Annotated in this window: 20 protein-coding genes and 3 riboswitches; all 20 genes read right to left on the reverse strand. The window is 48.7% G+C overall.

The features are described 5' to 3' along the window. Positions 1–61: 61 nt before the first annotated feature. A complete protein-coding gene (locus tag B9A14_RS14670; RefSeq protein ID WP_084666585.1) occupies positions 62–448 on the reverse strand; it encodes a carbohydrate-binding protein in 387 nt (128 codons plus the stop codon). 138 nt (positions 449–586) lie between these two features. Further along, positions 587–1,732 (reverse strand): homocitrate synthase, encoded by a 1,146-nt coding sequence (gene nifV / locus B9A14_RS14675; protein WP_084667184.1) that lies wholly within the window; start codon positions 1,730–1,732, stop codon positions 587–589. A 103-nt stretch (positions 1,733–1,835) separates the two neighbouring features. Further along, positions 1,836–2,654 (reverse strand): lipoate--protein ligase family protein, encoded by an 819-nt coding sequence (locus B9A14_RS14680; protein ID WP_084666586.1) that lies wholly within the window; start codon positions 2,652–2,654, stop codon positions 1,836–1,838. Between the two features lie 35 nt (positions 2,655–2,689). After that, the gene (gene gcvPB / locus B9A14_RS14685; protein ID WP_084666587.1) at positions 2,690–4,177 is read right to left on the reverse strand and encodes an aminomethyl-transferring glycine dehydrogenase subunit GcvPB; all 1,488 of its coding nucleotides are present in this window, start codon (positions 4,175–4,177) and stop codon (positions 2,690–2,692) included. Between the two features lie 22 nt (positions 4,178–4,199). Beyond that, a complete protein-coding gene (gcvPA, locus tag B9A14_RS14690; protein ID WP_084666588.1) occupies positions 4,200–5,531 on the reverse strand; it encodes an aminomethyl-transferring glycine dehydrogenase subunit GcvPA in 1,332 nt (443 codons plus the stop codon). 6 nt (positions 5,532–5,537) lie between these two features. Beyond that, complete coding sequence (gene gcvH / locus B9A14_RS14695; RefSeq protein WP_084666589.1) at positions 5,538–5,921, reverse strand: glycine cleavage system protein GcvH; 384 nt, start codon at positions 5,919–5,921, stop codon at positions 5,538–5,540. Positions 5,922–6,003: 82 nt separating this feature from the next. Beyond that, a complete protein-coding gene (gene gcvT / locus B9A14_RS14700) occupies positions 6,004–7,176 on the reverse strand; it encodes a glycine cleavage system aminomethyltransferase GcvT (protein ID WP_084666590.1) in 1,173 nt (390 codons plus the stop codon). A 22-nt stretch (positions 7,177–7,198) separates the two neighbouring features. Beyond that, positions 7,199–7,283: riboswitch (glycine riboswitch) on the reverse strand. Between the two features lie 3 nt (positions 7,284–7,286). Further along, positions 7,287–7,394, reverse strand: a riboswitch (glycine riboswitch). Between the two features lie 141 nt (positions 7,395–7,535). Next, positions 7,536–8,480 (reverse strand): carbamate kinase, encoded by a 945-nt coding sequence (gene arcC, locus B9A14_RS14705; protein WP_084667185.1) that lies wholly within the window; start codon positions 8,478–8,480, stop codon positions 7,536–7,538. Between the two features lie 154 nt (positions 8,481–8,634). Next, on the reverse strand, positions 8,635–9,516 hold the full coding sequence (gene hslO / locus B9A14_RS14710) for an Hsp33 family molecular chaperone HslO (protein WP_084666591.1): 882 nt from the start codon (positions 9,514–9,516) through the stop codon (positions 8,635–8,637). 136 nt (positions 9,517–9,652) lie between these two features. Next, a complete protein-coding gene (locus tag B9A14_RS14715) occupies positions 9,653–10,978 on the reverse strand; it encodes a 5'-deoxyadenosine deaminase (protein ID WP_084666592.1) in 1,326 nt (441 codons plus the stop codon). A gap of 116 nt (positions 10,979–11,094) precedes the next feature. Next, the gene (locus B9A14_RS18155; RefSeq protein WP_084666593.1) at positions 11,095–12,099 is read right to left on the reverse strand and encodes a xanthine dehydrogenase family protein molybdopterin-binding subunit; all 1,005 of its coding nucleotides are present in this window, start codon (positions 12,097–12,099) and stop codon (positions 11,095–11,097) included. A 15-nt stretch (positions 12,100–12,114) separates the two neighbouring features. After that, positions 12,115–13,377, reverse strand: coding sequence for a xanthine dehydrogenase family protein molybdopterin-binding subunit (locus tag B9A14_RS18160; protein ID WP_340631037.1), 1,263 nt, complete (start codon positions 13,375–13,377; stop codon positions 12,115–12,117). 41 nt (positions 13,378–13,418) lie between these two features. Beyond that, a riboswitch (purine riboswitch) is annotated at positions 13,419–13,518 on the reverse strand. 35 nt (positions 13,519–13,553) lie between these two features. Next, positions 13,554–14,762: a YgeY family selenium metabolism-linked hydrolase gene (locus B9A14_RS14730; protein WP_084666594.1), complete on the reverse strand. Its 1,209-nt coding sequence runs from the start codon at positions 14,760–14,762 to the stop codon at positions 13,554–13,556. A 207-nt stretch (positions 14,763–14,969) separates the two neighbouring features. Continuing rightward, positions 14,970–15,572, reverse strand: coding sequence for an SGNH/GDSL hydrolase family protein (locus tag B9A14_RS14735; protein WP_084666595.1), 603 nt, complete (start codon positions 15,570–15,572; stop codon positions 14,970–14,972). A gap of 44 nt (positions 15,573–15,616) precedes the next feature. Continuing rightward, the gene (locus B9A14_RS14740) at positions 15,617–18,748 is read right to left on the reverse strand and encodes an SbcC/MukB-like Walker B domain-containing protein (RefSeq protein WP_084666596.1); all 3,132 of its coding nucleotides are present in this window, start codon (positions 18,746–18,748) and stop codon (positions 15,617–15,619) included. Continuing rightward, a complete protein-coding gene (locus tag B9A14_RS14745; protein WP_084666597.1) occupies positions 18,745–20,001 on the reverse strand; it encodes a metallophosphoesterase family protein in 1,257 nt (418 codons plus the stop codon). The genes B9A14_RS14740 and B9A14_RS14745 overlap by 4 nt, the downstream gene beginning before the upstream one ends. Before the next feature lie 254 nt (positions 20,002–20,255). Next, positions 20,256–21,968 (reverse strand): methyl-accepting chemotaxis protein, encoded by a 1,713-nt coding sequence (locus B9A14_RS14750; RefSeq protein WP_084666598.1) that lies wholly within the window; start codon positions 21,966–21,968, stop codon positions 20,256–20,258. Positions 21,969–21,996: 28 nt separating this feature from the next. Next, positions 21,997–23,088: a sugar ABC transporter permease gene (locus B9A14_RS14755; RefSeq protein ID WP_231968026.1), complete on the reverse strand. Its 1,092-nt coding sequence runs from the start codon at positions 23,086–23,088 to the stop codon at positions 21,997–21,999. A gap of 116 nt (positions 23,089–23,204) precedes the next feature. Continuing rightward, a complete protein-coding gene (locus B9A14_RS14760) occupies positions 23,205–24,728 on the reverse strand; it encodes a xylose ABC transporter ATP-binding protein (RefSeq protein WP_084666600.1) in 1,524 nt (507 codons plus the stop codon). Positions 24,729–24,820: 92 nt separating this feature from the next. Further along, a complete protein-coding gene (xylF, locus tag B9A14_RS14765; RefSeq protein WP_084666601.1) occupies positions 24,821–25,903 on the reverse strand; it encodes a D-xylose ABC transporter substrate-binding protein in 1,083 nt (360 codons plus the stop codon). Positions 25,904–25,987: the final 84 nt, after the last annotated feature.

The raw sequence follows: 25,987 nt of genomic DNA on the forward strand, positions 1-25,987 counted from the left end.
TCAAAAGGGATAGGCCAACCTATCCCTTTGCTTGTTTTAAGGCTTTATACTTTTTAAGCCCTTATACTTTCCAGTCCCCTTTATGGATTATAAAGCTCCAGTTAAGGCCGTTATTGTTATCCCAGTTGTTGGCGCTATCCTTAAAGCAGAAGTTCAAGCGGTCATAATCCTCGGAAACCCGGATATTCTTTACCCACCCGTAGCCGGTACGCTCCATACGGTGGTCATAAATCTCTTGCCAGTTATTGGGATCACCATAGCCTGTACGCATCCAAATCTGGTCGGCCCCGCATTGGGCCAATAGCCCGTAATACATTATGGTAACTTCACTTCCCGCAGTAACAGGCATGGGATCCACCACTACACCGCCAGGATATTCTGCAGCTCGCATCTGTTCCAGCCTGGTACGGTCTTCATCCACAAAACGGCTTCGGCTTCTGTCACCCATCTTTAATTAAAGACACCTCCCTAGGGATAATCAAGCACACTTAAGAATAGCCATGAGAGATCAGCTTCCAAAGAATAGATTTCCCCAGGGAGGATGTAACTATGCCTATGAGGAGCTATCTTTCAAGATATAGCACTTTTAGGATACAGCCTTGCGCTTCTGTTCCTCTAGATATTCATCATAAAGGTGTACAAGCTCCTTATCGAAGAGAGGTCTCTTAAGTTCTACAGCTAGGGCCCTCACCCGCTCAAGAAGGGCTACCGCATCCTTATCCTCTAGGTGCACTCCGTACTCAGCGAACTTGGCTTTAAGGGCTGCTGTACCGGAGTGCTTGCCGATAACAATCTGGCGTTGGAGGCCAACCTCTTCCGGTGCAATTACTTCATAAGTTCTAGGATCCTTTAAAGCACCGTCAGCATGAATCCCGGATTCGTGGGCAAACATGTTACTACCCACAATAGCCTTCCAGGCTGGTAGCTCCCTCCTTGCAGCCATGGAAACGTATTCGGCGAGTTCCCGGAACATTTCTGTGCGGAAGTTAAGGTCAATGTTCCAGAGATACTTTAGGGCCATAACCACTTCCTCAAGGGCTGCATTACCTGCTCGTTCACCCAAACCGATCACTGTGACCCCAGCATAGGTAGCGCCAGCCTTAAGACCAGCCAGGGTATTGGCTGTCGCCATACCAAAGTCATTATGCATGTGCATCTCCACATCTATTTTTACTTCCTCGATCAGCCATTTTATCCGCTCGTAGGTGCTGAAGGGATCCATAATGCCTACCGTGTCACAGAAACGCAAGCGGTCAGCCCCTGCTTCCTTGGCTGCCCGGGCAAAGCGGAGGAGAAATTCCGGATCGGTACGGCTGGCATCCTCAGCATTTACGGATACATATAGATTATGTTTCTTGGCAAACTCGCAGGCCTGGCACATGGCCTCTATGACTTTCTCCCGCGTGCTCCGCAATTTGTGCTGGATATGGATATCCGAGGTGGAAATGGAAATGGCTACGGCATCTACACCGCAATCCAGGGAATGTTTGATATCATCGATTACCGCCCGGTTCCAGCCCATAATGCTAGCCCGAAGGCCGGCATCTACAATGTCTTTAATGGCCTTTTTCTCGTCACCGCCCATAACAGGAATACCGGCCTCGATCTGATCTACTCCTATAGCATCTAACATCTTGGCTATACGCAACTTCTCCGAATTAGCAAAGACTACACCGGCCGTCTGCTCGCCGTCGCGTAAGGTAGTGTCAACGATCTTGATTTTCCGCGTCACGTTTTCACCCCTTTGCTTCTTGGTGTAAACTCCAAAATATGTTATATATTCGCCATCTAAGTGGGAAGATCCTCTTTCACCAATAAAAAATTTTTGCTCCTTTTTACCTTCTGGCGTTCCAACTGGCACTGGAGTACTTTCCCCGGAGCTCCTCCACTCGTTCTTCTTCCTCTGGAGTTAATTTTCCAAGGAAGAACCGCAAACCGTAAAGCTCTTCAAAGCTATGGACAATAGCTTCCTTAACCTCTTCTCTTGAGACGGGTCGGCCTAAAACTTCTTCCAGACCGCAGGCCCGGCGGGCAAACTTTTCTTGTAGTTCCTGGCGGTTTTCAGGAACAGGAAATTTCAGCACCGCAAACAAGTCTTCTACATTTTGCCTTAAGACAAGGGAACCATGCTGGAGCACTACTCCTCCCTTCCTGGTCTGGGCGCTACCAATTAGCTTCCTACCCCCAGCTGTAATTTCATACCAGGAAGGAGCATCAAAACATGCTGCTGAAGTATGCTGGCTTAAAACCTTTTCCCGGCCGGAGGCGATCTCCACTCTAACCCCCAACAGTTCTAAACCTTTGGCCAAGGCCCGGGCCACCCTTAAGTAAGAAGGCAAAACACCCCCAGTCATCAGGGGGTGGTCTTCCCTGACTACTATACTATACGTAATCTCCTTATCATGGAGCACTGCGCGGCCACCAGTTAGGCGCCGAACCAGGCCAAAGCCCTTCGCCTTTAGGGCCGCAAGGTCTACCTCTTTTTCCAGGGATTGGGCATAACCTAAGGAAAGGGCCGGAGGGTCCCACGCATAGAAACGTAAGGTAGGAGGGACCCGGCCGGCCCGGTGCTCCCAAAGGATAGCTTCGTCTACAGCCATATTGGTGGCCGCATCTAAAGCCCCAGTATCCAGGAGGCGCCAGATCTCCGCCATAATTTACACCTCTAATAGCTATCTGGAACGTTCTTCTATCCTTTTTTCTCTTTTCCCTTCTCCTTTTCCTTCTTCCACGTGAGTATAGGGTTACGTGCTGCCCCTACTTCATCTAGCCTGCCCACCGGAGTATTATGGGGGGCACTATGGAGCAGCTCTGGCCTGGATACCGCTTCTTCAGCAATAGTTATTAAGGCTTTAGCAAAGGCATCTAACGTTTCTTTGGTTTCCGTCTCTGTAGGTTCGATCATCATAGCTTCCGGTACTATAAGGGGAAAATAAATCGTAGGAGCGTGGAATCCATAGTCTAAGAGCCGTTTGGCTATATCTAAGGTGCGTACCCCTGCCTCTTTTATACGAGGCCCAGGGGCAATTACAAATTCGTGCTTACATATACCATCATAGGGTACGTGATAATAAGGTCGTAAGAGGCTTAAGAGATAGTTAGCATTTAACACCGCCTGTTGGCTTACCTCTTTTAAGCCTTGGGGCCCTAAGGTGCGGATATACGTATAGGCTTTTACCAGAACAGCAAAATTACCGTAGAAGGATTTTATCTGGCCGATACTCTGGGGTCGATCATAATCCAGGTAATACCCGCCCTGGTCAGCATCAAAAGCAACCACTGGAACCGGTAAGAAGGGGGCTAGATGCTCTTTCACCCCTACCGGCCCGCTGCCCGGCCCTCCGCCACCGTGGGGGGTGGAAAAAGTCTTATGCAGGTTTACATGTACTACATCAAAGCCCATATCTCCGGGACGGGCGATACCCATGATAGCGTTTAGATTGGCCCCGTCATAGTAAAGCAAGCCTCCAGCTTCATGTACCAGACGGGCCATGGTAAGAATATCCCTTTCAAAAAGGCCCAAAGTGTTGGGGTTAGTAAGCATCAGGGCGGCTGTATCCGGGCCGAGGGCAGCTTCTAAAGCCTTAAGATCCACCAAGCCTTGCTCATTAGAAGGTATCTGGATTACCTCTAACCCAGCCATGGCCGCACTGGCCGGGTTAGTCCCATGGGCAGAATCGGGAACCAGGACCTTTTTACGGTGGGTTTCACCCCGGCTACGGTGGTAAGCAGCAATAATGAGGAGGCCGGTCAGTTCTCCATGGGCCCCCGCTGCGGGCTGCAAAGTTACTGCATCCATACCCGTAATCTCTGCCAGGTATTGCTGTAACTGGTACATGAGCTCCAGAGCCCCTTGGGCAAATTCCTCAGGTATACAAGGATGCAAGCCAATAAAACCTGGTAGGCTGGCCGTAACTTCGTTAACCTTGGGATTATATTTCATGGTGCAGGAGCCTAAAGGGTAAAAGCCTGTGTCTACGCCATAATTTAAGCTGGAAAGATGAGTAAAATGCCTGACCACCTCTATTTCGCTCAACTCCGGCAAATCAGCATCCTTAGAACGTCTCCATTTTTCAGGGAGATATTCCTCTACCCGCCCCGGTACGTCACAAGCAGGTAGAGCATAGCCTTGCCGGCCAGGGGCCCCTAGCTCACATAAAAGAGGTTCCAGGGGCATTCTATCTACCTCCTTTATCTTTCTATAGTTCCTTTAAGGCTTCTACTAAACCATCTATCTCGGCCTTAGTCCTTACTTCCGTAACGCAGAAAAGCATAGCCCCTTCTAGTTCTTTATAAAAGCGACCTAGATCGAACCCGCCAGCTATACCCCGCTTGGCCAAATGGTTAGACACCTCCCGGGGAGGCCGGGCAGCGCGCAAAGCAAACTCATGGAAGAAGGGTCCGCTAAAGACGGGTTTTATCCCTTTAACTTGTAAAAGCTGTTCATAAGCGTAGTGAGCCTTAAGCAGGCACTGTTTAGCCACTTCTTTTAAGCCTTCCTTGCCCAAGCAGGCCAAGTATATGGTAGCAGCCAGGGCGCAAAGGGCTTCGTTGGAGCAGATATTGGAAGTAGCCTTTTCCCGCCGGATGTGCTGTTCCCGGGCCTGAAGGGTGAGGACAAAGCCCCGATTGCCTCTATTGTCTACAGTTTGGCCAGCAATCCTACCCGGAAGCCTCCTCACTAAGCTTTCCTTGGCGGCCAAGAAACCCAGATAAGGACCGCCAAAATTCAAGGGGTTCCCCAGGCTCTGGCCCTCGCCTACAGCTAAATCCGCCCCGTATTCCCCAGGCGGGGTTAAAAGACCTAAGGATATAGGGTTCACCACAGCTATGAAGAGAGCCCCTACCTTATGGGCTAGCTCACTAGCTTCTGTCATAGACTCTAGCTGGCCTACAAAATTGGGCTGCTGGAGGATAACCCCGGCCACATCTTGGCTTACCAGATGAGATAAGGCTTCTAAAGAAGTCCGCCCATCCTCCCAGGGTATTTCTACGAGTTCAATACCCTGGCCCCAGGTATAAGTCTTAAGTACTGCCCGGTACTGGGGATTAACCGCCCGGGAGACCAAGAGCTTCTGGCGACGGGTGGCAGCACAAGCCACCAAAGCAGCCTCCGCCATAGCTGTAGCTCCATCATAATGGGAAGCTGTAGCCACCTCTAAACCAGTAAGTTCACATATAAGGGACTGAAATTCAAAGATAGCCTGCAAAGTGCCTTGGCTTACTTCAGGCTGGTAAGGAGTATAAGCTGTATAAAATTCTGAGCGGGATACTAGGGCAGTTACGACACTAGGTATATAATGCTCATAAGCTCCGGCACCCAGAAAAGATATCATATCAACCCTATTTTTCCCGGCTAGTTCTTGTAAATGGCGCAGGACTTCAGCTTCAGCTAGGGGCGCGGGCAAGTCCAGCTCCCGTTTTAACTTAACTTCCTCCGGAATATCCGCAAAAAGTTCCTCTAAACTGGACATCCCGCAGCTCCGTAACATCTCCTCTTTTTCAGCTGGGGTAGTAGGAATGTAGGGCATAAGGGTTTATCCCTCCTCCACAAGCTTCTTATACCCTGAAGCATCCAGCAATTCCTTTATTTCCTCTGGATTAGAGGGTTCGATCTCGATCATCCAACCCTGCCCGTAAGGATCCTGGTTTATTATCTGGGGAGAGTTTACCACTTCCTCGTTTACAGCTACCACTTTACCTGAGATAGGCATATAAATATCGGAGGCTGACTTAACGGATTCTACTACACCGAAGGCTTCTCCCGCTTTGAATTCTTTACCTATAGGTGGGAGCTCCACAAAAACGATATCCCCTAAAGAATGTTGGGCGTAATCAGTGATCCCCACCCGGCCACGGTTCCCTTCCATCCGCAGCCACTCATGCTCCTTGGTATAAAAAAGATCCTCAGGAATATGCATAAGAAAATCCCTCCTGTAAATAAGATTTTGTTTTTAAACTTTAAGGTTAAGCCAAGTCAGGTATAGGTCTCGGTTAAACTCTCTACCGGGGTCGCCGATAGAAGGGTAGGGGCACGACCCGCGCCCTATACTTGTGCCCCCTAATGAGGACTTCTACCTCTTCTCCCACCTGACCATAGGGCGTATCTACTAGACCTAAGGCGATGGTACAATTAAGAGAGGGAGCAAAGGAACCGGAAGTGATAAACCCTACTTCCCGACCCTGTTGGAATATGGGAAATCCTTGACGAGGAATAGCCTTATCCATCATCTGTAGGCCAACGAGGCGACGTTTAGGACCAACCTCCCTTTGCTCTTTTAAAACCTCTCTACCATTAAAATCCCCCTTTTCCACACGCACAAAACGGTCTAATCCAGCTTCTATAGGAGTGATTTCTGGAGTCAACTCATGCCCATATAGGGGAAGAGCTGCCTCCAGGCGTAGGGTATCCCGTGCGCCTAACCCGCAAGGTCTAAGGCCTTCATTTTTCCCCCTGGTAAGAAGCTCGCGCCATATTTTTTTACCGTCAGAAGGATCAAGATACAATTCAAAACCGTCCTCGCCGGTATAGCCGGTACGGGAAATAAGGCAAGGTGTACCCAGTACCCGGCCTTGCGCCCAACGATAAAACCCTAGTTCTTGGAGGTTAAAGTCTGTTAAAGGTTGTAAAATAGCTTCCGCTTTAGGCCCCTGCAAGGCCAACTGCAAAGTCAAAGCGGAGACATCCCGTACCTCTACTTCGTAGGCCCTTTCCTGTACATTCCTTTGGATCCACTCTAAATCTTTAGCGGTGTTAGCGGCATTCACCACCAGGAGGAACTTATCCTCCTTCAACCGGTAGACGAGGATATCATCTACTGTACCGCCATTTGGGTAGCACATGGGACTGTATATAACCTTATTTCCTGTAGCCAGGGAAGCATCATGGGTAATAAGCTGCTGAACTAGATGGAAAGCATCCGGGCCCTCCACTTCTATTTCTCCCATATGGGAAACATCAAAAAGACCTGCCTTTTGTCGTACACTAAGATGTTCCTCTACAATGCTAGTGTACTGCACCGGGAGGAGCCAGCCAGCAAAATCTACTATACGCCCACCAGCAGAAATATGTTCCTCATAGAGGGGGGTCTTTTTCCCGGCCTCTGCGCCATTTAGGGCTTCCACAGTTGTCACCCCACAAGAAATAATTATGACCAGAAAATATAAAAGGCCCATACCGCATCCTTGCGGTGTGAGCCTCTGTCCCCTTACCTGAGAGATTAGGCCGCATGGCCTTACCCCTTTGGTGTCCCCCTGCTATTGTCAAGGAGAACTCTCCAGAGTGGCGTCCGGGAGTAGTACTTTTGCCTGAGAGTTTCCCCCGGCTGCCACCACCAGCCGGGCTTGCTCCTTCGGCGCCCCCTTTTACCGGGAGTCTCTTCTACTCCTTTCCTCCGCCTTCGTTATTAAGTTGTTTATAATTATTATATTCGGCAACTCAATTATTTTTCCTTCTCGGGTTATATCTTTTAGTATAAAATTTTAGCCTAACACTTGCTATGATTTTACCCTGGAGGCCCCAGCCTTTAAGCCTCTTAAGCAGCTACAATGGCCGTACCGGATGTCCCTGCTATGGCCTCAGCCGCCCGAGCCAAGGAGCCTATAATGGCTCTTTCTCCGCCCCCTTCAACAAAACTTATAGCTGCCTCTATCTTAGGCCCCATGCTTCCTGGGGGGAATTGGCCTTCCTGTAAATATTTTTTGGCTTCCGCCACAGTAAGTCTACGTACCGGCCTTTGAGTGGGACGCCCATAATCTAAGTAGACTTGGTCCACTTCTGTAAGCAGGAACAATATTTCTGCTCCCACTTCGTTAGCTAATAAGCGAGCAGCCCTATCCTTATCGATTACGGCCTCTACCCCTTCTAAGCTTCCATCAGGTCGAAGGGCAACCGGTATCCCCCCGCCCCCAGCAGCTATTACAATTACGCCCGCCTCCACTAGCGCTTTAATAGCTTCTTTTTCTACTATCTCTAATGGCTGGGGAGAAGGTACTACCCTTCGCCACCCGCGGTTGCTATCTTCGACTACTTTATAACCCTTCTCTTTAGCCAGTCTTTTAGCTTCTTCCTCGCTATAAAAAGGACCTATAGGCTTAGTAGGGTTGTAAAAAGCAGGGTCCCCAGGATCTACCACTACTTGGGTAACTAGGGATACCACCGGAACTTTTAGGCCTTGACGCGCTAGTTCAAAGCTTAAACATTGTTGAATAATATACCCTATAGAAGCCTGGGTATTAGCTACCAACACGTCCAGGGGCATAGCCGGTACTACATCCCGCGCTAGCTCATTTTTAATAAGGAGGTTACCCACCTGGGGGCCATTACCATGGGTAAGTATCAATCGATATCCCTGGCGGACCAGCTCTACCAATTGCCGGCAGGTTTCTTGCACATTAGTCTTTTGCTCTTCGAAGGTGCCCTTCTGGCCAGGACGGGTTATGGCGTTACCACCGAAGGCCACTACTACCGTCTGGGGCATCAGATTCCCTCCCGTTAAGCTAACCTTTGTTTTTAACCTAATATATTCAATGTGACTTACATAAAATCCTGCTTCATTTCTACATATATTTTTAAAGAAAAATAAAAGGCGGGCCTTCCCACCCGCCATTTTCTCTTAAAACTTAAGCCCCCGGTTACTCCGGAAGCCGACTTTTAGCTAGAAGTCTTGCCACTTCTTCCCGGCTGAAACGGTAGGTCCGGTTACAAAAAGCACACTTGGCTTCTACTACACCTTTTTCTTCCAGGAGTTTCTCCAGTTCCTTTTCCCCCAAGGCCATTAAAATCTCCTCTAATTTCTCACGAGAACAGTCACAGGCAAAACGTAAAGGTAAACGCTCGTGAATTTTAAAGGAAAATCCCTTTAGAAGGAGAGCCAGAATTTCCTCTGGTCTGTCTCCTTTGGCCACAAGTTGGCTAACAGGCCCAGCATTTTTAATATTGCCTTCTAATATTTCCACTACTTCTTCCCGGGCATCAGGTAAAAGTTGGAGCAAATACCCCCCCGCAGCCCGCACTCTGCCGTCAGGTTCCACTAAAACTCCTAGCCCTACGGCCGAAGGTTTTTGCTCAGAAACTGTAAAATAATAAGCCAGATCCTCGGCGATCTCCCCCGAAATAAGGGGAACACTTCCGTTATAAGGTTCCTTCAACCCCAGATCCTTAGTTACATATAAGGTTCCCCGGCCTACAGCCTGACCCACGTCCAATTTACCTTCTGGTTTAAGGGGGACCTCCGCTTGGGGTTCAGCCACATAGCCCTTCACCACTCCCGGCCGGGCTAAAGCTATAATACTCCCCAGAGGGCCATCTCCTAAAACCCTTACAGTCAGGCTCTGCCCCTCCTTTAGAGTGGCGGCCATGAGAGCCGCGCCAGTTAAAACCCGTCCCAAAGCCGCCGTGGCCGTGGGTGAGGTTTGGTGCAAATTCCTGGCCTCTTCCACCAAACCCGTACTTCGTGCCACTAAGGCTAGGATCTGGCCTTCCGCAGCTGTAGCGCGTATCAGGTAATCTTCCATAAATTAAACTCCTTATTATATAAAAAATATATCTACCCAAGGCTTAAAGCCCAATCTAAGAAAAATTTTAAACCCCAGAATACCCCCAAATCAATCCTACGGGGGACCATCTCCGCTTTCACTCCGCTTTCTCTCCCTATTCCAACCCTGCTCGCCGCTTTACACGGCGCAGAGCCTGGTTACATTTCTGACGTAGTTCCTCGGTATCTATAGTAAGAAGCTGCCTGTTGGCTACTACCACCTGGCCATCCACTATAGTCCAGGTAACATCGCTCCCCCGGGTTGCGTATACCAGTTTACCATAAATATCTACATTGTCTTCTGGCAATTGATGGAATTCGCGGAGATCTACTACAATTACATCCGCTTTTTTGCCTACTTCCAGGCTACCGATCTCTTGCTCTAAACCTAAAGCCCGGGCCCCTCCTAAAGTAGCCATCTCTACCACTTTTTGGGCGGGGATAGACGTAGGACCATGCAAGGGTTTCTGGATGAGAGCTGCCAAATGCATCTCTTTAAACATATCCAAATTGTTATTACAAGGGGCTCCATCTGCCCCTAAAGTCACATTTACACCCTGCTCTAGGAGTTCAGGAATAGGAGCAATACCTGAGCCAAGCTTTAAATTGCAGGAGGGACAATGGGCTACCTGGGTTCCTGTCTGCGCAAGGACCCTTTTTTCCTCTTCATCTAGCCAAATACAATGGGCGAGCACCACATAGGGCCCAGTAAGGCCCAGCTCATGTAAATAGATCACGTTACGCCGGCCTGTAAGTTCTTCTACCAGACGTACTTCATCCCTATTTTCGGAAGCATGGGTGTGTATAAGTACCCCATACTTCCTGGCCACCTCGCCCACCTCCTGCAATAGCCTAGGGCTACAGGAAAGAACAAAACGCGGAGCAAAGGCATAGCGGATCCGCCCTCCTGCTGCCCCATGCCACTTACCATATAGCTCTAAGCTTTCCGCCAGGGAAGTATCCGTATCCTCCTGTAAAGAACTAGGCACCCCCTCTCCAGCGTCCATCATAGCTTTGCCACTAGTAGCTCGTATACCGATCTTTTCTATGGCTTTAAAAGCCGCCTCTGTATAATGTACAGTTTCCATATCCAAAATGGTGGTAGTACCGCTAAGGAGCATTTCAGCACAACCTAAAAGAGCAGAAGTATAGAGGGACTCCTCATCATGGGCTCCTTCCAGGGGCCAAATACGTTTTTTAAGCCAATCCAAAAGAGCTAAATCATCGGCCTGCCCCCGGAAAAGGGTTTGGCAGAGATGGACATGGGTTTGTACTAGACCAGGAAGAACAGCTTGCCCCGAAGCATCGATCACCAGATCTGCCTCTTGTGGCGTCTGACCAATGGCAGCGATACGGTCTTCAGCAATATATAAATCTCCCGTAAATACCCGGCGTTCCCGATCCAAGGTGACCAGAATACCGTTTTTGATTAAGATCTTCATTATTATCATTGTCCTCCTTAGGTGTTGGAGTAGCCTAACCGTTTGGGAAAACTTAAAAGACTCTTCTTCTGGCCCTAAATTGCTCTAAACTCCTGCTATGCTCTAAGGCTTAAAGCCTACTGGCTTCCACCTTTCTCTTTAGCCTTAAGTGCCCTAAGTACCCGTTCTGGCGTAGCAGGAAATTCTGTCAGGCGTACTCCTATGGCGTTGTATATAGCGTTCAAAATGGCTGGGGCAGTGGGAAGAGTAGCCGGTTCACCTACTCCTTTGGCTCCATAGGGTCCGGTGGGTTCGGGATCTTCTATAATGATCGGTTCTATTTCCGGTATATCCAGGCTGGTAGGAATTAAATACGTACTAAAGGAGGGATTAAGGATATTGCCCTGTTGTAAAATTACCTCCTCCATCAAGGCTAAACCTACCCCCATGGCCACACCTCCACATATCTGCCCTATAACCCCAGCCTTATTTATAGCTCGCCCCACATCATGGGCTGCGATAACCTTTAAAACCTTCACTTCCCCGGTTTCCGTATCCACTTCTACTTCTGCAATCTGGACTCCAAAGGCATAGGGCCAATAAGGTGCTCCTTGCCCGTTTTCATCTAGCTTAGTGGTATGGGCTATAAAGGTACCTTCCCCTACAAGGCGCACACCTTGTAGCCTAGCCCGGGTGGCAGCTTCAGCAATGGACATCCGTTTTTGAGGGTACCCCAGAACAGTAATATACCCATCGCTTGCTTTAAGGCCCATGATGGTGTTTACTCCCAGCTCCCGGGCTACAAACTCCAAGAGCTTATCCGCCGCCTTACGGCTAGCCAGTTTCACCGCGTTGCCAGATACATAGGTTTGCCTAGTAGCGGCTGTCGTCCCCGCATCGGGCGTAGCATCTGTGTCCGCGGAGACTACCGTTACTTTTTCCACCGGAACCCCTATCTCTTGGGCCGCGATCTGGGCCAGTATAGTGTTAGAGCCCTGGCCACAATCAGCAGCCCCGGTACGTACTGTAACTGAACCATCATCATGGATCTCTACTAAAGCCGTAGATACGTCTGGAAACCCGTTACCGTAGCCTATACCATAGAAGGTGCAAGCTATACCTATGCCTCTCTTTTTGGCCATGTTCCCTCCCCCCTTTCATTTCAATCTTTCTACTTCCCAACCGGCAGCACGGGCAGCAGCTAAAAGGCAAGCTTCCAGCCCCACACTGCTCTCCAGCACTTGGCCAGTAGCCGTCACACTCCCCTGGCGTAAAATGTTACGCCAACGGATGGTAAAAGGATGAAGCCCCAGTTCAGCAGCCAATAGATCCATCTGGCCCTCATAAGCTAGAGGAGGCTGGGTAGCTCCAAAACCCCGCATAGCACCGGTAAAGGGATTATTGGTATATACTGCATAGGCATCAATTTTGACATGGGGAACATAATAAGGCCCAGTAGCATGCACAGCCGCCTTGCGCAATACATTAGGTGACCAGGAAGCATAAGCCCCGCTATCTCCGATGATCTCTGCTTCCACGAAGGTCAAACGTCCGTCCCGGTCCGCGCCCGTGGTATATCTCATTATCATAGGATGACGTTTGCTATGGGAGTAGAAGGATTCTTCGCGGGTATTGACCATCTTAACCGGGCGACCGGTATGCAAAGCTAACAAGGCAGCCAATATCTGCAAGGTCATATCCTCCCGAGCACCAAAAGCGCCGCCTACCGCCGTAGTAATCACCCGCACACGCGTCTCAGCTACTCCTAGCGCACGAGCTACTTCCACTCGGTCCCAATGGGGATACTGGGTAGCCACATGGATTTCAATATGCCCTCTCTCATCTACCCTGGCCACTACCGCCTCAGGTTGTAAAAAAGCATGCTCCATCATAGCCGTGCGGTAGGTTCTGGTAACTATTGCGGCCGCCGCTTTCCGGCCTATCTCTATACTTCCGCGCCTTATCTTGATATGATAAAGGATATTCCCGTCTTCATGTACCAGAGGGGCCCCCGGCTTCATGGCCTCCAAAGGATCGAAAACAGCTGGTAAGGGTTCATATTCGATGTCAATGGCTTCTGCCGCCTCTTCTGCTGCCTCCTCGCTTTCAGCTGCTACTACGGCCACTACATCGTTAACCGAGCGGACGCGGTCAGCTACCAGTACAGGCATATGGGGTATAAGGACGCCGTGCCCATTATGCCCTGGGACATCCTCCGCCGTTAAAACAGCCACCACCCCTGGAATTTTGCGGGCTCTCTCCACTTCCACCTTCTTTAACCGTGCGGAAGCTATCGGTATACGGCGGGCTTTCCCGTATAACATCCCAGGGAATGTAATATCGGCAGGATACATAGCGCGTCCCGTAACCTTAGCTGGTCCCTCGATGCGGCCCACAGGTTGCCCGATTAAGCTTTCCAACCGAGCTCACCTCCATAAAAATAGGTGACCGGAACCTTAGGGAAAAGGATTTTCCCCTTCGTAGTCAGGTGATTCCGGTCACCTGGTAGAGACCCCCAGCCCTATTGCTGGGGTTATACGAAGGTTAAGCTATAAATTAAGATTCGCCCTTTAGGCTTTAAATCCTGCTAAGTAACTTATGCACAATTGTCCAAGCGGGTTCTCAAGATAGCTGGAAACAGAGCATAAAACTCCGTAGCTTTTACTACATCATCTAAAGGTACTTGATCTTTAACCGTATGGGCATATATTTCATTTCCAGGTCCAAAGCCGATGGCCGGTATATTAGCCTTGCCCATCCAGTAAATACCATTTGTAGAAAATACCCACTTGCCTATCTCAGGTTTATACCCATACAGTTTTTCGCAGGTTTCCACTCCGGCCTGTACGAGGAAATGTTCCTCCGGTAGAGCCCAGGCTGGGAAGTATTTATCCACTTTAAACACAAATCCATTGTAGCTCGGTTCATCATAAATTAATACTTCCACTTCGCCCCCGTAGGGCTCCGCTACTTTACGTACCTGCTCCACAGCCATTTCCCAGGTTTCACCGAAGGTGAGCCGCCGGTCAATAAAGATAGTGCATTCATCCGGTAGCGCATTTATAGAAGGAGTTTTACAATGGATATCGGTTACAGCTATGCTCCCCTTCCCTAAAAAGGGGTCCTCCAGGAACTCAGCACCCATTTGACTTATGGCTTCAATAATAGGAGCCATTTTATATACCGCATTTTCCCCTCGTTCAGGGGCGCTGGCATGGCAAGTACGGCCTTTAGTCACTACTTTCATTTCAATACGACCCCGATGACCCCGGTAGATGCGCATATTGGTAGGCTCACCGATAACAACAAAATCTGGGCGTATTTTGTCCGTCTCCACTAAAGAGTGGGGTGCTATGCCGTCGCACACTTCCTCCAAGTTTCCAAAATAATACGCAGTATAACCTTCCAAGAGGCCCAGATCACGCGCTATTTTAAGCCCATACACCATCCCTGGAGTAGAACCCTTCTCGTCACAGGCTCCTAGCCCGTAGAAAATGCCATTTTCTATCTTACCTTGGTAGGGGTCCCATTCCCACTGGCTGGGGTCAGCCACATCCACAGTATCTACGTGGGAATCATAAAGGAGAACTTTTTCCCCTCGTCCTATTCTCCCTACTACATTACCCATATGGTCGAAAAATACATCATCGTACCCTAGCTTCTTCATTTCTTCAGCGATGCGCTGCACTACTTGGCCTATTGAGCCATTAGGAGAAGGTATAGCCACAATATCCCTTAAAAACTGAATTATGTCCTCCCGGTAGTTTTTCACCTGTTTCTTTACTTCTGCAATTACTGGATCCATGTCAGCTTTCCCCAGGCTTGAGGCTTTCTAACCTTATCATAAGGTCCTAGACCAGCATGGGGGTAAACAGCATTAAACAGCCTCAAACCGGGGATTCCGCCTCCTTTCCTTTTTATAAACAGTGACTATATTATTCGTCATAACCGGGAGGTTTTCCTCCTAGTTTTATTATATATACTTCATTTTTTTGTTGGGGCTTTAGCTACATTAAATCAAACATCCCCTACCTTGGCCCAACTCCCGAAAGAGGGGTAAAGCCACTTCCGCCATCGCCTGGTAACCCCTCCGATTAGGATGGGCGCCATCGATAAAATACTCCATCTTCCCCCATCCTGTCCTAGGCTCTAGCAGCGCAGTATAAAAGTCCAACAATGGCAAATGATATAAGTGAGCCAATTCCTGGTAAGCCTGGCGGTAAGCTGCTAGCAGTTCCTCCATTTCTTTTAGAAATAATAGGGGAATATCCGTTTCTTTCGGGCATAAGGGTGGAGGAAGGGCAATTACTGGTAATATACCGGCCCTGCTAGCCTGTTCCACCATTTCCCTTACCTGGCCTTCCACTTTAGCTACATCGACCTTCGCCCAGGCGTCGTTGGTACCTCCTAGTATGATAACTGCACGGGGTTTTAGCTCTAGGACATCCTCGGTAAAGCGCTCTAACATCTCTTTTGTGGTTTCCCCATTAACACCTCTGTTAACTACAACCGTTCCCGTAGCATTAGCTGCCAAAGCCAGCCAGGAAGCTTCCGGTCCGTAGGGATACCCATAGGTAAGGCTGTCGCCCAAGCCCACTATATCGATGGTAGGCATAGGAACCCCTCCCCATACTTCTTAACCTCTTTACATGGCTTTTGCTATAAATTCTTGACTAGCCGGATTCGGCTACCGCTACCATCCGGTCCAGGAGGGATCACTTCTAAATAAACGGGTATGCGTTCCTTCAGTTCACGCACATGGGATATTACACCTACCAAACATTGCCCAAGGCGGAGTCTTTCTAAAGCTTGGAGCACTACTTCCAGTTTTTCGCCATCCAGGGTTCCGAAACCTTCATCCAAGAAGAAAAACCCTAAAGGATAACGGCCTTTAAGCTGAAGCTGGGAAGAAAGGGCCAAGGCCAGGGAAAGGGAGGTAAGAAAAGTCTCCCCGCCGGAAAGACTAGAAACAGGTCGTCGTTGTCCACCATGAAAATCATCACGTAAAACAAACTCACATCTTTCATCCAGCTCTAAGGCATAGCGCTGCCCAGTTAAAGCGCCTAAGCGTCGAGAGGCTTCTAATGTCATATCCCTTAACTGTTCTTCAGCAAGGAATTCTACAAACTTACGACCGCTTAAGATACGGCGTAAAGTATCCGCTAGATCCCGGCGCCTGGCTATTCTCTCCTCTTCTTCTTTAAGTTTAAGCCAGCGCTGGTGGTTTTGTTCAATGCGTTCTAGCTCCTTCTGGTACACAGCCAGTTGTTTATTGGCTTCCAAGAGTTCTCCTTCGCCTTTTTCTAGTTGCGCTTTAAGGTCCTGCCACGCTTCAATTTTAAACTCCCGGCCAGCTAAGGTCTCTTCCAATCCCTTAATCTCTTCCTGTGAGGCAAAAAGCCGGCGCTCAAAATCTTCCAGGTCACGGGCCAGGGCCTGCCGGTGTCCTTCCTCTAAAAGGGCTGCCCGCGCCTCTCCCCTGGTAGCGAACCCCGCCATCGCAAGATGTTTTTCTAAGCGCTCTTTTAAATTTTGTTCTTCCTCCTTTAACCCTTCTAACTTACTCTCTAAGGCAGCTAATTCTTTTTGAACCTCATTAAGTTCTCTTAAGGCAGTATCCCTTCGTTCGCGGCACATATTTACCTTTTCTTCTAGTTCCTGGATGCTCCTTTCCACCACCGCCAGCAAATAATGAGGATCTTGTTCCCCAGCTACCTGGCGGATCTCTTCCTTAAGCTTGTACTGGCGAGCCTCATAGCTGGCCAGTTCCCCCTTTAGGGAACCTTCGGCAATTTTAAGGTTCTGGATCTCATCTTTAAGTTCCCTAACCCGAACATCTGCCTTATGTACCTCTTCCTCCAGCTTCTCCCTCTGGCGAGCAAGCTCATTTAATCTTTTTTCCTTTCCTTTTATCTCTTCCCACCGTTTACGTACACTTTCCCGTTCCTTACCTGAAGCAATTTGACTAAACCTCCCAGCCAGTTCTTCCACTTCTATTTCTAACCGTTTAAGCTCTGGTTGGATGTTTTCATAAAGGGTTTGATAGAGGGCATCTAGTTGGGCCACACCTTTAAAAATGAGATCTCGCCAAGCTCTGACAACCTGTAATTCTTGTTCTGCTATTTCCCTCTCCTTTTCCAGTCCCTTAAGCTTATTTTTAACCTCCTCTGTTGAAGCTGGCCGTGGATGCTCCCGGGAACCACACACTGGGCAAGGATCCCCTGGCCGTAAGCTTGAAGCCAAGATAGCCGCCTGTTCCTCCGCCAGTATCCTCTCCTTAGAAAGCTGGAGGGACTCTACTTTGCTCTGTATTTCCTTTAGTTTAGCTTCAACCAAAGGAGCAAAGTCAGCGGCTTTTTCTACCCGGGCTTCGGGTAGTCGCTCCTCTACTAGCTCTTTTAACTTCTTAAACTCCCTTTCCACCCGTGCTTTTTCTTCTTCATATTTCTTCCGCCAGGTGGAAAGTTCGCGTTCGCGATCTTCTAGCTGGATTAGAAGTTGGACAGCCCTTTCTACATCTTCTTTTTCCTTAACATCTACCTCTATAGAACGCATTTCAGTAAGTATATTTTTTTGCTGTTCTGAAAGAATTTCTAAAGCCCTGGCACTTCCTTCCAGCTCAACTGACAACTCCTCCATCTTCTGGCGTAAACTGTTTAGCTCCCTTACTTGTTTTTCCATAACACAGCTCAAGGCATCCCTTTCTTTTGCCTTCTCCACAGCAGCTTTTAAGGCGGCTAGCCTTTCCTGCCACTCAGGCAACTCCTGTTTTCGCCTTTTTTCTGCTTCTTCTAGTTCTACCTTGGCCTGGTGCCAAGCTCTTTCCGCCTGGTTCTCCTTAGCTTGGGCTTGAAGCCTAATTCTTTCTAATTCTTGGATCTCGCAAGTTATCTCCTCTTCCCTTATCAGATCCTGGCGCAAGGGTTCAGCTTTAGCTGCCAGCTCTAAAACCTTCCGCTGTTCTTCCCAAAAGGCACGCTCCTTTTGCAAAGTTTCATATTTCACCTTGGCCTGCTCCAGCCTTTCATGTAGCCTCCTGAGTTCTTCCATCTCTTCCCATTGTTTCCGACAAGCCTGAACCGCTCCCTCCAATTCCTGTACCTTGCGTAACTGTTCAGAAACGGCCTGCCTCGCTTTAATAAGAGCTTCTTCGGAAGCATCCCCCATACCGGCTTCTTCAGCAGCTATATTGCTTAGCCGCTGTTCACAATCTAAAAGCACCTTCTTAGCCTTTTCGGCCAATTCGTCCCCGTAACGTTCAAGATTAAATATATACTCTAGCATTTTAGCCCTTTCGCCGCCGGTTAGTTTTAAAAACTCGTCGAATTTCCCCTGGGGAAGCACTACCGCCCGGGTGAAATCTTCCTTCCTTAAACCCAAAATCTTTACAACCTGAAGGTCCACTTCATTAGGGGTAGAAGCTAAAACTTCTAGCCCGTCTCTCCAGCTCGTCCCACGTATAAGACGGGCGTTACGGGCCCGGACAGAAAAGGGATCCGACTTGTCACGCGTGTATAGCCGTTCTACCCGAAAAACTTGTCCTCCCAGCTCAAAGCTAAAGGAAACCCAAAGTTCATGCTCCTCTTGGTTTAAAATTCCACGTCTCCCCCTTTCGGCCCGGTCTACACTTCCAAAAAGGGCCAAAGTAATGGCATCGAGTATAGTAGATTTACCTGCTCCGGTAGGGCCAAAAATACCGAAAAGGCCATAACGGGAAAGTTCAGTGAAATCGATGTGTTGTTCTTCGCGGTAACTGTGTAGACCAGAAAATACCAACTCTAAAGGTCTCATCTTCTCTCCCCTTTTTGAAGATCCTCGTTAAAAACTTCCTCGCTAACTTCCTCGGTATTTACTAATTCTAAAAAAAGATCTACCAGTTCCTGAGGAGGCTCGCTACCTAACTCACGGACAGCAAAAAGGCGAAATTGCTCCTTCAACGGCAAAAAGGCCCGGTAAGCCTCTCGAAAGGAAACCAGGGTTTCTGGTAAACGTACCCGTATATTAACTACCCCGGGGTGCCGACGCCGGATTTCGGCTATATCCCTCGGAGATAAAGGTTCCGAAGCTTCAATTTCTAAGTCTACCCAACAGTGGAGGTTCCTTTCTTCCTGGCACCAATTGAAAAATTCTTCTAAGCTAGAGGCCTGCCAAATTTTTAAAGGACGACCACAGGTTATGGGGAGCCGTTTAAGGATTGCAGGAGCTCCAGGTTGGGCCTCAATAAGCACCACTTCCTTTTGGTGATCCGCTTCCGAAAAACTGTAAGCTAAAGGAGACCCGGCATAACGGCAAGGCGCCGGCGCACCTTCTATGGCTTGAGGACGGTGCAGGTGACCAAGAGCGATATAGTGGGCTGTTTCGGGCAAAGCAGCTGGAGCTACAGCCAGTGCTCCACCCAGCTGTATAGGGCGTTCGGAATCCGATTCCTTGCCCCCGGCTATATAAAGGTGGCTCATAAGTAGGTTGATAGTATCCCTCCGGAAGTGGCGACTTAAATCTCTAAGTAAAGCCTTAACCCGCTCAGAATAAGCTTGCTGCATTATTTCTTCCTCTAATGTATCAGTTAATAGTTCATTGAGCCGGGCCTCAGAGGGATAAGCCAAGGTCCCTACCACAGCATGTTCCTCGCACCCAGGGATTTTGAGTTCTAACCATCCCGGACCCGAAGCCACTCGCTCCACTCCACCTTTGCCCTTACCCAGCGGTAATTCTTCCAGAGGGTAGCCTACCAGGCAAATACCGTGATCCAGGGCTAAGGGACTTGCCGCCCGTATACGCTCAGGACTATCATGATTGCCAGCTATGACTACTACACCTCGGCGCCCCCCCCGGCAAAGTCTTTCCAAGGCCGAAAAAAACAGATTCTCTGCTTCGGCAGGGGGATTGAAGGTATCGAATACGTCACCGGTTACCAAAATAAGGTGAACGTCCTCAGCCTCAGCTAGGTCACAAAGGGTGTTTATAAACTCCCTCTGTTCGGCCAGGCGCGAACTCCCTTCTAGCGTCCTACCTAGATGCCAGTCTGAAGTATGTAAAATCCGCAAAGCTAAAACACTCCCTGTATATATCCTTATAAACGTATAGAGACCCCTTCAATACTTTTTTATCTTAAATCTCCGGAATCCTCCTAACTAAAACCCAAAAACCACTACCTGTACAAAACAAAAAACCCGGACCCCAGGGCCACGATCCAAGTGTACTTCCTACTACCTTGAGGTCCGGATTCCGAAGACTTTCTTGCAGCAGACCTGCGCGTTTGCCAAAGCCAGCCGCGCATGTTGCAGTTTTCCCTTCTTAATTAAACTCTAAATGCAGCTACCTTCCCTTGAAGACCAGTTGCCAGATGGTCGAGATTCCCAGCTATCACACTTAGTTCTTCCAGGGCAGCCGTCTGCTCTTCTACGCTGGCAGAAATTCCTTCTAAGGCTTTAGCATTCCTGACGGTAATATCCGAAATAGCCCGCATGGCGCTAGCAATCTCCCCAGCTCTATGGCTGGTCTCCTCTACAGATAAGGATATATCTTTAATATGCATGGCCATTTTCTCTATAGCCTCGGAAATGGAACGAAAGGCTCTAGTAGTACGGTCGCTAGCAGCCTTTTGGGCCAATACTACTTCCTTTACTTTGCCCATTCCCTCTACTGCACTTATAGCCCGGGCTTGTATTTCCTCCACAAGGCTAGCGATTTCTTCTGTAGCTTTAGCTGAGCCATCAGCCAGTCGCCTTACTTCACCAGCCACCACTGAAAACCCGCGACCGTGTTCACCGGCCCGCGCCGCCTCAATGGCCGCATTAAGGGCTAAGAGATTGGTCTGTTCGGCTATTTGGGAAATAGTGGCCAGGATCTGCTCTATCTCTTTTATTCTTTGGGTTAATATTTCTACAGCCTGGGACGCTTGTTCTGCCACCAGGAGATTTTCCTCCATCCACCGGTTCTGTTCTTCCACTGCTATAACCCCGGTGTCTGTTAGCCCGCAGGTATTCTGGGCTATCTCAACAATCTCTTTGACTTGCAAGCTGCTCTTTCTCATAGAATCTAGGATTTGCTCCACAAGGTTAACCCCTCTTTGAGCGCTAGCCGCCTGTTCTTGAGCCCCGCTGGCTATTTCCTGAACAGCTGCTGTAATCTCCTCAGCGACCCTTTTATTTTGTTCACTAGCTTTAGCTATCTCTCCTGCTGCTCCAGCTACGACTCGTGAAGCTTCTATCACCTCTTTTAAAGCCCCCCGCAGGCTGCGTCCAGCGGTATTTAAAGACTGGGCTAGTATTCCTACTTCGTCCCTGGTAACAACCGGAATCTCCTGGGTAAGATCACCCTGGGCTATAGCCTGAGCTAAGGTAACGCCGGCCTTTAAAACCGAAATAATATGCCGGGCGAGGAGAAGGGAAAAAATAAGGCCAAAAAGGGTGCCTACTAGGATAAAGAAAAGATAACTACGACGAGCCCGGTAGTAATCATCTTCTCCTCGTTGATAGGTTTCCTGGGCCTTTTCTAAGGCTAGCTCTACAAGGTTCCGTATCCGTTCTTCAATGACCTTAGCTTGCGATTCTCCGGCCCCGTTAGCAATAACTAGAGCGCCGGATATATCTCCCTTTTCAGCCCTGTTTAATACCTGCTCGAGGGTTGCCTCCCAAGTCTTAACAACTGTAAGGAGCCATTCAAACTCACTAAGCTCCTGCTCACTACGAAAAGCGTTTCGATAATTTTCTAATTCTACCTTTAGCCTAGCTATGTCTTGGCGCAGGGAATTTCTAAGATTACTCGCCCTCCGCGGGTCAGGTTCCAGTAACAGATCCCGTACTTTAACCCGCGCCTCCAGAAACCGCGCCTGGGCGGCGGTTATCACTGCCAGGGGTTCCACGGCCCCACTATAGACAATATAAAGACCACGATTAAGGCTAGCCAAGGTCCAAGCCCCTACCGCTCCGGAAACCATCAAAAAGAGAGCTAGTATAGCCATCCCCGCTAGCAGCTTAAACCGCACGCCCACCCTCCAGCGCAGTTTCATAACCCCCAACCTCTTTTCCCGATTGAGCTTACCGAGTTCTTTTCTTAGTGGCTATATCTACCCATACCGCCAGGACCAGGACTAAGCCCTTAACAATCACTAAAATAGAGTAGTCAATGTTTAAAAGGCTCATACCATTATCAATGCTGGCCATAACTAAAGCTCCTATTACCGCGCCAGGAATAGTCCCTTCTCCTCCCAAAGTACTGGTCCCCCCGATAATGGCCGAGGCAATGGCATCTAACTCAAATAAATTCCCAGCGCTGGTGGTAGCTGCATCTAGCCTGGAAGTCAAAACTATACCAGCCAGAGCTGAAAGTAAGCCCATTATAAGGAAGATGCTCATGTTGGTCCGCTTAATATTTATACCCGAAAGGGCTGCGGCTTCCCGGTTTCCGCCGATGGCGTATACATAGCGGCCGAAGGTAGTATTGTTGGCTACAAAAGTAAAAAGGATTACCAAAAAGAGGACGATCAGGACCGGGATGGGAATACCCTCATAAGCGATCATCACGGCTATAAAAGTGGCGATAAAAGCCAGCACAGCTAAAATCTTAAGGATCTCCACTGTCCAGGGTGATACCGGTAGCTCATATTTTAACCGCGACCGCCGGTTGTTCAAAGTCATATAGATAAAGACTAAAGCTGCAACTATACCGAGGGCGATACTCCAGGCTGCAGGAATATATCCCTGACCTATCACCTTGAAATCCGGCCTTAAAGGTGAGATGGTAATGCCCTTAGTGATAAGAAGGATGCCCCCGCGGAACACGAGCATAGAACTTAAGGTTACAATAAAGGCCGGTACTCCCCGATAAGCTATCCAAAAACCCTGCCAGCAGCCTATCAGGAGGCCTACTAATATCCCGGCTAGTATAGAGGGCACGGTTTCCCAGTGATGCCATAGCTGAAGTATAGCCACTACCGCCCCCACGAAACCGGCCACCGAACCTACCGAAAGGTCTATATGACCGGCCACGATCACTAGAACCATACCTACAGCTAGGATGGCAGTAATGGAAACCTGTCTCGTAAGCATGGACAGGTTCCGCGGGGTAAGAAATCTTCCTTCGGTGAGGATAACAAATATGAGCCATATGGCTAGCAGGGCAATGATCATGGTATAAGCCCGTATATCCCATTTAAACCCGGACCATAGGGCTTGCCCGTTCTTCTCTTTAACCCCATTCAGGGCTAAACCCCGCCATAAAGCCTTACCGCTTTTTTGTTCCACGTTCATGCTGCTCTACCTCCGGTAGCGCAATGCATTATCTTTTCCTGGTCGGCTTCCCTTTGGTTGAACTCGCCGGTTATCCTTCCTTCATGAAGTACCAGGATCCTATCGCTCATACCCAGGATCTCTGGTAGTTCGGAAGAAATCATGATCACACATACACCCTTTTCGATAAGCTCATTCATAAGGGTATAGATTTCAAATTTGGCTCCTACATCGATACCCCGGGTAGGCTCATCTAGGATTAAAACCTGGGGCTGGGCGGTTAGCCATTTAGCCAGGACCACCTTCTGCTGGTTGCCCCCGCTTAAGTTCATCACCTTCTGCATCAGGCTAGGAGTTTTTATCCTCAGATCATTTACCAAATCTTGGGCGATCTTTATCTTTTGATTAGTATTTATAACTCCCCAGCGCGACATTTTGTGGAGGCTGGGTAAAGTTATATTCTCCTGCACATCCATTAAAGGAATAAGGCCATACCTCTTGCGATCTTCTGAAAGATAGGCGATACCACTACGGATAGCTTCTTCAGGGTTGCGTATAGTTAGCTTACGTCCATTTAGATAAATTTCTCCTGTAACCTTACCCGGGTAAGCACCGAAGATAGCCAGAGCCATTTCAGTCCTACCAGCTCCCATCAATCCAGCTATGCCCAGGATCTCTCCTTTTTTGACTGCAAAACTTACGTTGTCCACGACCTTCTTGGTGGGTATCTCGGGGTCATACACCGTGAGATTCTTTACTTCCATTACCACCTCACCAGGAATGTGCTTTACGCGAGGGAATCTCTGGGTCAATTCTCTACCCACCATGAAGGAGATAATTCTATCCTCCGTCAGATTTTCAGTCTTGTCAGTATGGACAGTCTTTCCATCCCGCAAGATGGTAATAGTGTCAGCTATCTTAAGCACTTCCTGGAGCTTGTGGGAGATGTAGATACAAGTAACGCCTCTGTTTTTAAGATCCCGCAAGATATTCAGCAGATGTTCCACCTCAGCCTCGGTAAGGGCCGAGGTTGGTTCATCTAAGATAAGTATTTTAGCCCTTTTGGAGATAGCCTTGGCTATTTCCACCATCTGTTGGTGACCTATACCTAGGTTCATAACTTTGGTGTAAGGGTTTATATCCATGTTCAGCTCCCGGAGAATGGCCCTGGTATCGGCGTAGACTTTAGTCCAGTTTATAATACCGGCCCGAGCAGGCTCCTCCCCGAGGAAAATGTTCTCCCCTACTGTCATATATTTGACTAAAGCCAATTCCTGGTATATTATGGCGATACCTGCCCTCTCGCTATCCTTTATATTCCGGAAACGCTTTACTTCCCCTTCGATGACTATATCTCCCTCATAGGTACCGTAGGGGTACACCCCGCTTAAAATTTTCATCAGAGTAGATTTACCCGCGCCGTTCTCTCCGCAAAGGCCATGGATTTCTCCTTTCCTTACCCGGAAAGTTACATTATCCAGGGCTTTAACACCGGGGAAGACTTTAGTGATGTTCCTCATCTCTAGGATGTACTCGCTCATATCCGTCCCCGCCTTATTGGTAAAGAAAGATTCAAGGGGGTAGGCTTTTTGGGCCTACTCCCTTGAATTTCCTACCGCTTTATTAAATGAGGTTAGCTACCATATACATCAGACTTCTTAAACCAACCGCTCTCGATAAGAACCTTGTCCAGGTTTTCCTTGGTTACTATTTCCGGCGTTAACAACACAGAGGGTACATCGATTTTGCCATTATTAACTGTCTGGTTAGCCTCCGGCAAGTCCTTGACAGCCTTACCCTTAGCAAGCTCCACAGCTACCTCAGCCGCCTTTTCAGCTAATTTCCTTACGTCCTTAAATACCGTCATGGACTGGGTACCTGCTAAAATCCTCTTGGCTGCAGCTAGTTCAGCATCTTGTCCCGTAATAACCACTTTACCCGCTAATTTTTGGGCCTCTAAGGCCTGGATTATACCACCTGCTGTACCATCGTTGGGGGCTAGTATAGCATCCACTTTGTTGTTATTAGCGGTAAGGGCATTTTCAGCTAGTTTCAAAGCTTCTTCCGGTTGCCAATCTTTAATCCATTGGTCGAAGGCGATCTTTATGTCGCCCTTATCAGCCAAAGGCTTAATATACTTCATAGCCCCTTCCCGGAAGAGTCTTGCATTATTATCTGTAGGAGCTCCTGCAAATACAAAGTAGATGCCCTTAGGAACCTTTTCCGTCAAGAACTTACCCTGAAGTTCCCCTACTTTAATGTTATCAAAGGAAATATAGAGGTCTACATCCGCATTCCTAATAAGCCGATCATAAGAGATAACTTTAATACCAGCCTTGTGCGCCGCTGCAACTAGCGCAGCTGCCGAATCTGCGTTCTGGGGATCCAAAACTAAAACATCGATACCCTGAGTAATGAGGTTTTCTACTTGGTTGTTCTGCAAGTTTTCATCGTTATTAGCCGCTTGTACCAATACTTCAGCTCCTAGCTCTTGGGCTTTCTTGACAAAGTAGTCCCTGTCCTTGGTGTACCTCTCCTCCCTTAACGTGGGCAAGGAAAAACCTATCTTTATCTTTTTGCCCGTGCTTTGAGACTGGGACTGGCCGGCAGCACCCGGCTCCTGTTGCTTGGTGGCCTTGGAGGAGCTGCATCCAGCTACCACCAGCAAGGCCAGAACAGCCACTGCCATCAAAGCCACCAATTTCTTAAAAGACATAGCACCTTACCTCCTTTTTGTTAAGGTTTTATTGGGTTTAGGTTATAGTGTTGTTAAGAAAATACCATAAAAAGCGTTTCTACC

Source organism: Thermanaeromonas toyohensis ToBE (genome assembly GCF_900176005.1).
GTDB classification, from domain to species: domain Bacteria; phylum Bacillota; class DSM-521; order Neomoorellales; family Neomoorellaceae; genus Thermanaeromonas; species Thermanaeromonas toyohensis.